Origin of the sequence: Eisenbergiella sp. OF01-20, assembly GCF_003478085.1 — a bacterium.
In the GTDB taxonomy this organism is placed as follows: Bacteria; Bacillota; Clostridia; order Lachnospirales; family Lachnospiraceae; genus Eisenbergiella.
On the sequence record NZ_QUES01000005.1, the window covers coordinates 247,242 to 254,410 of the forward strand.

The 7,169-nt window shown below is 50.6% G+C and carries 6 protein-coding genes; all 6 read right to left on the bottom strand.

From position 1 onward, the window contains the following. Positions 1-8: 8 nt before the first annotated feature. Entirely contained in the window at positions 9-1,202 is a 1,194-nt protein-coding gene (rpoD, locus tag DXA36_RS09670; protein ID WP_243114598.1) for an RNA polymerase sigma factor RpoD, read from the bottom strand. 40 nt (positions 1,203-1,242) lie between these two features. Beyond that, complete coding sequence (gene dnaG / locus DXA36_RS09675) at positions 1,243-3,015, bottom strand: DNA primase (RefSeq protein ID WP_118678537.1); 1,773 nt, start codon at positions 3,013-3,015, stop codon at positions 1,243-1,245. A 21-nt stretch (positions 3,016-3,036) separates the two neighbouring features. Continuing rightward, on the bottom strand, positions 3,037-4,047 hold the full coding sequence (locus tag DXA36_RS09680; RefSeq protein WP_118678539.1) for a deoxyguanosinetriphosphate triphosphohydrolase: 1,011 nt from the start codon (positions 4,045-4,047) through the stop codon (positions 3,037-3,039). Positions 4,048-4,293: 246 nt separating this feature from the next. After that, positions 4,294-5,358: a DNA glycosylase AlkZ-like family protein gene (locus tag DXA36_RS09690; RefSeq protein ID WP_118678543.1), complete on the bottom strand. Its 1,065-nt coding sequence runs from the start codon at positions 5,356-5,358 to the stop codon at positions 4,294-4,296. Positions 5,359-5,513: 155 nt separating this feature from the next. Next, positions 5,514-6,440, bottom strand: coding sequence for a helix-turn-helix transcriptional regulator (locus tag DXA36_RS09695; protein WP_118678545.1), 927 nt, complete (start codon positions 6,438-6,440; stop codon positions 5,514-5,516). Further along, a complete protein-coding gene (locus DXA36_RS09700) occupies positions 6,437-6,961 on the bottom strand; it encodes an NAD(+) diphosphatase (RefSeq protein ID WP_118678553.1) in 525 nt (174 codons plus the stop codon). The genes DXA36_RS09695 and DXA36_RS09700 overlap by 4 nt, the downstream gene beginning before the upstream one ends. Positions 6,962-7,169 lie beyond the last annotated feature (208 nt).

Here is a 7,169-nt window from a genome sequence, read left to right on the forward strand (position 1 = left end):
CTTTTTCCTTAATCCAGATAATCCTTCAGCTTACGGCTGCGGCTGGGATGACGAAGCTTGCGGAGGGCCTTTGCCTCAATCTGGCGGATACGTTCGCGGGTAACATTGAATTCCTTGCCCACTTCCTCCAGGGTTCTGGCTCTGCCGTCATCCAGCCCGAAACGCAGGCGCAGCACCTTCTGCTCCCGCTCCGTAAGCGTGCCCAGCACCTCGTTCAGCTGCTCTTTCAACAGGGAGAATGCCGCCGCGTCTGCGGGCACCGGTACATTATCATCCTGGATAAAATCACCCAGATGGCTGTCTTCCTCTTCACCGATAGGGGTTTCCAGAGATACCGGCTCCTGGGATATTTTCAGGATTTCCCTGACTCTTTCCACCGGCATGCTCATTTCTTCTGCAATTTCCTCCGGGGTAGGTTCACGCCCCAGCTCCTGCAGCAGCTGTCTGCTCACACGGATAAGCTTGTTGATCGTTTCCACCATATGCACCGGGATACGGATGGTTCTCGCCTGATCCGCAATGGCCCTGGTGATCGCCTGGCGGATCCACCAGGTAGCATAGGTGGAAAACTTATACCCCTTGGTATAGTCAAACTTTTCCACCGCCTTGATAAGGCCCAGATTTCCTTCCTGAATCAGATCCAGGAACAGCATACCCCTTCCCACATATCGTTTGGCTATGCTGACCACCAGACGCAGATTGGCTTCCGCCAGACGCTTTTTGGCTTCTTCATCACCGACTTCCATTCTCTGCGCCAGATCGATTTCCTCTTCCGCAGAAAGCAGGGGCACCTTGCCTATTTCCTTCAGATACATACGCACCGGATCTTCAATGCTGATGCCGTCGGGAACGGAAAGGTCGATATTTTCCATATCCACTTCGTCCTCTTCGGACAGGATGATTTCCTCATCGGGAATATCATCGTCATCCTCGGTGATACGCAGCACATCCACATTGCTCTGCTCCAGCAGCTCCAGCAGTTTATCAAACTGATCCTCATTCAGCTGCAGATCCGCAAAATAATCGCTGATCTCCTGGTATTCCAGAATATTTTTTTTCTTTCTGGCAACGCCGATAAGGCCTCTTACTCTTTCCAGAAATTTGGCTTCCGCCGCGGCTCTCTCTTCCGGGGTCAGCTCGCTTTCATTCTGGTTATTCGTCTTTTTTGCCTCATCCGCTTTTTCCTGTGTCTTTTTGCCCATTCTTAGTCCATCCTTCCTGCGCATGTTAATATTGTTATCCTTAATTCAGGGAAATATGCGTTTTGCTAAGTTCTTCCAGCGCCTTTTTTCCTTCAATGACGCGGTTTAACGCTTCTACATCCGTTCCAAGACGGCTGGTATTGTATTCATAACTGATTCTTTTTACAGAAACCAGGATATCATGAAAGGCTTTTTCTTTCTCTGATTGTGTCTCCGGTTCTATCAGCTTTGTATTAAAAAGGGAGGCAACCTCCCGCTGCTCTTCCTCCTCGGGAAACAGGCTGATGATTGACGCGGCGTTTAATTCACCTTTTTCCAGGCCTGCGAACAGCCTCTGTGCAACCCTTACGTATAGCTCCTCCGTAAAATCCTCCGCAGACAGAAACCGGGATATTTTCGGATAAACCTGAGGCTCCTCTACCAGCCAGGTGAGCAGCAGCCGTTGTGTCCGCCTGCTATTTTCCTCGGGCGTCACTTTTTTCTGTATGCCGGATTTGGGACGTTCCACCGGCCTGGCAAGCCCGGTCTTGGCAGCGGTGCTTCCCACCAGCTTCCGCAGATTCTCAAACCCGATATGATACTTGTCCGCCACCGCCTCTATATAATTTTCCCGTTCCACTTCCTCGGAAAAATCGCAAAGCTTTCTGGCAATCTCCCTGTGGAACCGGGTCTTGTCCTCCGGATCGGAGAGATTGAATTCTTTTTCCAGCATACGGATTTCAAACAGGAAGCTGTTTTCTGCCTGGTCGATCCGTTCCTGGAACGCTTCCTTTCCCAGGTTTTTCATAAATTCGTCCGGATCCTTGTAAGGCTCCAGGTTGATTACCTTTCCTGTCAGCCCGGACTCCTTGAGGATACCGATAGCCCGCAGCGCCGCCTTGACACCGGCGCCGTCGCTGTCATAGGACAGCAGGACTTCCCTGGTATAGCGCTTCAGCAAACCGGCCTGTCCCATGGTAAAGGCAGTTCCCAGGGATGCCACCGCCTGGTCGAAACCGGCCTGGTGCATGGCAATTACATCCATATATCCTTCACACAGAATAATATTCCCCTTACGGGAGGTTCTTGCAAAATTCAGCCCGTAAAGATTCCTGCTTTTATCAAAAACAGGCGTTTCGGGAGAGTTCAGGTATTTGGGACTTCCGTCCCCCATCACCCTGCCGCCGAACCCGATTACCCGGTGGTTGATATCCTCGATGGGAAAAATCACCCGGTTCCAGAATTTATCATACATCCCGTGCTTTTCATCCACATTGCACAGCCCCGCTTCATGGATAAGCTCCGGGGTAAAACCTTTGCTGCGCAGATACTGCACAAGATCATTGCTCGTCTTATTGGCAAAGCCAAGGCCGAACTTTTTTATGGTTTCATCCGTCAGCTGACGGCCCCTCAGATAGCTGTATCCCACTTCTCCCTGTCTGGCCCGCAGCTGGAAATAAAAGTATTTCGCCGCTTCCTTATTGATTTCCAGCAATCTGCTCCGTTTGCCTTCCGCCTTTTTTGCCTCTTCGGAATACTCAATTTCCGGCAGGTTCACGCCCGCCCGGTCCGCCAGCATTTTAACGGCCTCCGGAAATGTATAATTTTCATATTCCTGGATAAAGGTGTACACATTTCCTCCCGCGCCGCAGCCGAAGCAATAGTACATCTGCTTGCCGGGAGATACGGAAAAGGAAGGCGATTTTTCATTATGGAAAGGACACAGGCCAAAATAATTAGCCCCCTTTTTCTGGAGGCGCACATAGCCTGAAATCACTTCCACAATATCATTTTTCATCCTGACTTCTTCAATCAGCTCATCGGGATAATACATGCCTTAACTCACCTCGCCTGCTTATTTCACCGTCCAGCATTTGGGAATATAAATTTCCTCATACTGTGCAATGGCGAACCGATCCGTCATTGCCCCTATATAGTCACAACAAATCCTTTCCTTCGCTTCCCCTCTTTCCATTAATTCCAAAAGTTCTGCGGATATTTTATCAATATGATGGAGATAATAATCATACAGTGTTTCCACCAGCAGTTCCGCCTTGCTCTCTTCGCTTTTTGCCTGCCTGTTGGTATATACCCGCTCAAACATAAAAGCCCGCAGCGTTTTCATAGCCTCCTCCACCGGAGGGGACATACAAATATCATTCCTGCCGAAGCTGTTCGTCACAATATCATGGATAAAATGATCCAGACGCTCGCCGGTGGTCCTTCCCACCACGTCCTGCACCGATGCCGGAATGTCCTCCTCTCTCAGGATGCCGGCCCGCACAGCGTCATCACAGTCATGATGGATATAAGCAATCTTATCGGAAAGCCTGACGATTTTTCCCTCCAGTGTGGCCGGATTCCCTTTGGTCTGGTGGTTGCGGATCCCGTCCCTCACTTCAAAGGTCAGATTCAGACCCTGGCCGTCCTTCTCCAGAATATCCACAGTCCGCACGCTCTGATCACTGTGTTCAAAGCCATAGGGACAGACACGGTCCAAAGCCCGCTCTCCCGCATGGCCGAAGGGGGTATGCCCCAAATCATGCCCCAGCGCTATCGCTTCTGCCAGATCCTCATTCAGCCGCAGCGCTTTGGCAATCGTCCTGGCATTCTGGGAAACCTCCAGGGTATGGGTCAGCCTAGTCCGGTAATGATCGCCTTCCGGAGTGAGGAAAACCTGGGTTTTGTCCTTGAGTCTGCGAAATGCCTTGCAGTGCAGGATCCTGTCCCGATCCCGCTGGAATACGGGCCTGATATCACAGGGTTCCTCCTCCTTCAGCCTTCCCAAGGAATTCCTGCTCAGCGTAGCATAAGGGCTTAAATACACCTCTTCCCACTTCTCCAGATTCTCCCGAATTGTTGTCATCCGTCCCCTTTCTGCCTGCCGGCTTAATCAGAGTATGCCGGAATAACAGAATCCATTCCCGGATCCTGTATCCGGACAAAAATAAGCTCGCTATCTTTTATATTCTGCGCCGATTCCGGGAATCCTTTTATTTTTTTCAAAAAAATTATTTTTTCTTGACAAAAAACAAAAATCCGGCGCTCCTTTTCCGTAATTGCGCCGGACTGTCTTTCCCGGGAACCGTACAGGTTATTTCCGGACAGTTCCTTATATTGGGACACCCATATAATGCTTCACAGGTTCTTCTCTCCCATTTACCTCATAAATCGCATCCAAGATCTCCTGTTTCCTTGCCATCGCCTCCTCCTCCGGAAGTCTGACGCACACATCCTCCATAAGATAAGGGCCGTATTTGAAATGCCCCAGCACAGCGCCTCTGACAGTGCCGTCAATGAGCAGGTACTGGAGAATATCCATCCCATCCCTCTTGTACTCCTGCTTCAGATGATGTTCCTCACAGCGCACCAGGCAATCATTCCGGTGCAGAAGCAGAACTTTGCGGAAAGGTTCCCGGGCCTGTTTCTGCAGGAGCGCAAAGTCTGCGGCAAGATAGTATTTCCCGTCCTGCTGAACAAAGTCTCCCCGGGCCGCCAAACCATCCGCTGCTGCCTTCAGTTCACGCTCCGGTATTCCGTAAAAGTCCTTCATATTTTTAACGGAGGCTGCCACATAGCGGAAAAGGAACCGCGGAAGCAGGATTTTAAGTGCCTCTTCCCTGGTATAGCGCTGTACATCCACATCCGGAAACATTTCTTCCAAGCGGTACCATTCCCGGTCCCACTCCCCGTCGAATTGATCCTCAAATAAAAGGAATGCTTCCTGTAGTTTGTGCAGGGCAGGTGTGATTTGTTTCACCAAAAGCCCTGTCATTTCTTTGATCAGCCCGATATTCAGGGGTCCTTCCCTGTCTATCAGCGCAAGGATGGTTTCCTGGATATCATCCGGCTTTGCGGGTTTGCGGTAAAGTCCGGCAAAAAGCTCCATATCCGCTTCCCGGATAAACCCGATATTTCCTTTCTGGAATCTTCCTTTTACCAGTTCCCTGTTCTGCTGCCTTTCCCGGTTATATTCCAAGTCATCAAAGGCGGCCCGGAAAACAAGGCAAGGCGGCTCCCCAAAACCATGCCAATATACATTCAGCCCCGGTGACAAATCCCGGTAAAGGCTGTCATATGCTTCCCAATCCGCCGGCTTAGTCAAATGCTGTCGATCCATCCGGAGGGCAATTACCTGTTTTTCCCAATTATCCCCTGTTTTTTCTGCAGTTGTCATGTCTGTATCTCCTGTTTTTTGCCTAACATAATAACATGAGTAACCGGACAACAGTCTGTCCTGTTAGAATCTGTTTGGTTTGAACGGATGCGCTTTACAGTACAGGATGCGTCGGGAGCGTCCGGCATAAAACGGAGATATTTCATGGCCGTTCCTTAGTACTCCGAATCTTTCCTGTCATACATCCCAAGTATCCGGGACGCTTCCTTACGGATATCCTGTCTGAGCCGTTCCGGTTCCAGCACTTCCATGCTGCTCCCAAACCCCAACGCCCATTCCAGAAGCACCGGATAATTGGTAAACCCCAGATCCTCTACCAAAAGTGACCCATCCTCCATATACGTGAAGGAGGAGGGGCCATACTCTTCTATCAGCCTGTATTTGACACGTTCCGAAAACCTGGCACGCAGCCTTATCTCATCCGTAAAGCCGGAGGAAAAGTCCAGTTTTTCCTTTGGCACGGGCCGGGGAGAAAAAGATTCCTTTTCGGTTTCCGGTTTCCACAGCCGGTTCAGCTTAAACATGCGGAAATCCTGCCGTTCCCTGCAATAGGCGAACAGATACCAGGAGGACCAGCGGAAAACAATCCGGTACGGTTCCACCAGCCTTCTCCCCTCTCCTGTACGGGAATAATACAGAAAGGAAACCAGCCGGTGTTCCCGGATAGCCTCCTTCAGTAAATCCAGCTTCCCGGTAAGACTGTCCTTATAAAAGGAGGCCAGATCAATATTCACCGTTTCCTGCGGGGCCATATCTTTATCCGGAATCATCCGCAGTTTCTCTCGCAGACTGTCCTCCAGAGACGATGCCGCCACGCTGTCAAGCCCCCGGATGCCTGTGAGCAGTGCCTCCCTTTCCTTATCCGTAAGCAGGGAATTATCGATTTTAAAACCTGACGCGAGGGAGATTCCGCCGCCGTATCCCTGCTCCGTCACTATCGGTATCCCGGCACGGCATAACGCATCCAGATCCCGGCTGATGGTCCGGCGGGACACCTCCAGCCTGTCCGCCAGTTCAGGCGCCGTTATTTTTTCCTGCCGCAGGAGGATGGTCAGGATTGCCATAAGACGGTCTATTTTCATAAAGAGCTTCCCTTCTGCCGTTTGTGTTCCTGTTCCTTCAAATAGGATTCCACCAATGTATAAGAAACGCTTCCCTCCGGATGCACCATCTCCAGCGCCCGGGAAGCATCCACCCACACCGCATCATCCACTTCCCCCGAAAGTTCCAGTTTCTTCTTTTTCGCCTCCGCAAGAAAGCCAATCATCAGCATATCCTTCCTGCCAAACCAAAAGGTGCCTGCCGGACGGAGGTTTTCCACCCGTACACCGATTTCTTCCTCCACTTCCCTGACCGCCGTATATTCGGCTGTTTCCCCCGGCTTCATATAGCCGGAAACCAGATTATAGTATTTATGGGAAATGTAGCCCTGCCGGAGAAGGGCTACCTCCCCGTATTCATCAGCCACCAGGGCGATAATGCAGGTGGAGAACATATCAAAAAAGGGCTTATTGCAGCATTCACACCAGGGCACCAGCCCTTCATCCCCGATCTCCTTTTGTATCAGTTTCGTGCCGCAGTCCGGGCAGTAGGTAAATTTCATGGTTCTGTTTTCCTTTCTTCGTAACGGTTCCGTACTCATACCGCTAAGGACATAAATCCATGCCAAATCACCTTAGGCGGTGGATTTATGCTTTTCTGCGGTATCTTTTTTTATGGTCTGCACAATACATGCGCAGACCTGCTGAACAGTTGCCTTTCTTTCATAAAAATCTCCATTCCGCGCGCCTTCGGGCGCGGCACAAATAGTA

What these genes read in the sequence shown, in the direction of transcription:
- DXA36_RS09690 (WP_118678543.1), bottom strand. Translation starts at nt 5,358, where the DNA reads ATGACAACTGCAGAAAAAACAGGGGATAATTGGGAAAAACAGGTAATT.
- dnaG (WP_118678537.1), bottom strand. Translation starts at nt 3,015, where the DNA reads ATGTATTATCCCGATGAGCTGATTGAAGAAGTCAGGATGAAAAATGAT.
- rpoD (WP_243114598.1), bottom strand. Translation starts at nt 1,202, where the DNA reads ATGGGCAAAAAGACACAGGAAAAAGCGGATGAGGCAAAAAAGACGAAT.
- DXA36_RS09695 (WP_118678545.1), bottom strand. Translation starts at nt 6,440, where the DNA reads ATGAAAATAGACCGTCTTATGGCAATCCTGACCATCCTCCTGCGGCAG.
- DXA36_RS09680 (WP_118678539.1), bottom strand. Translation starts at nt 4,047, where the DNA reads ATGACAACAATTCGGGAGAATCTGGAGAAGTGGGAAGAGGTGTATTTA.
- DXA36_RS09700 (WP_118678553.1), bottom strand. Translation starts at nt 6,961, where the DNA reads ATGAAATTTACCTACTGCCCGGACTGCGGCACGAAACTGATACAAAAG.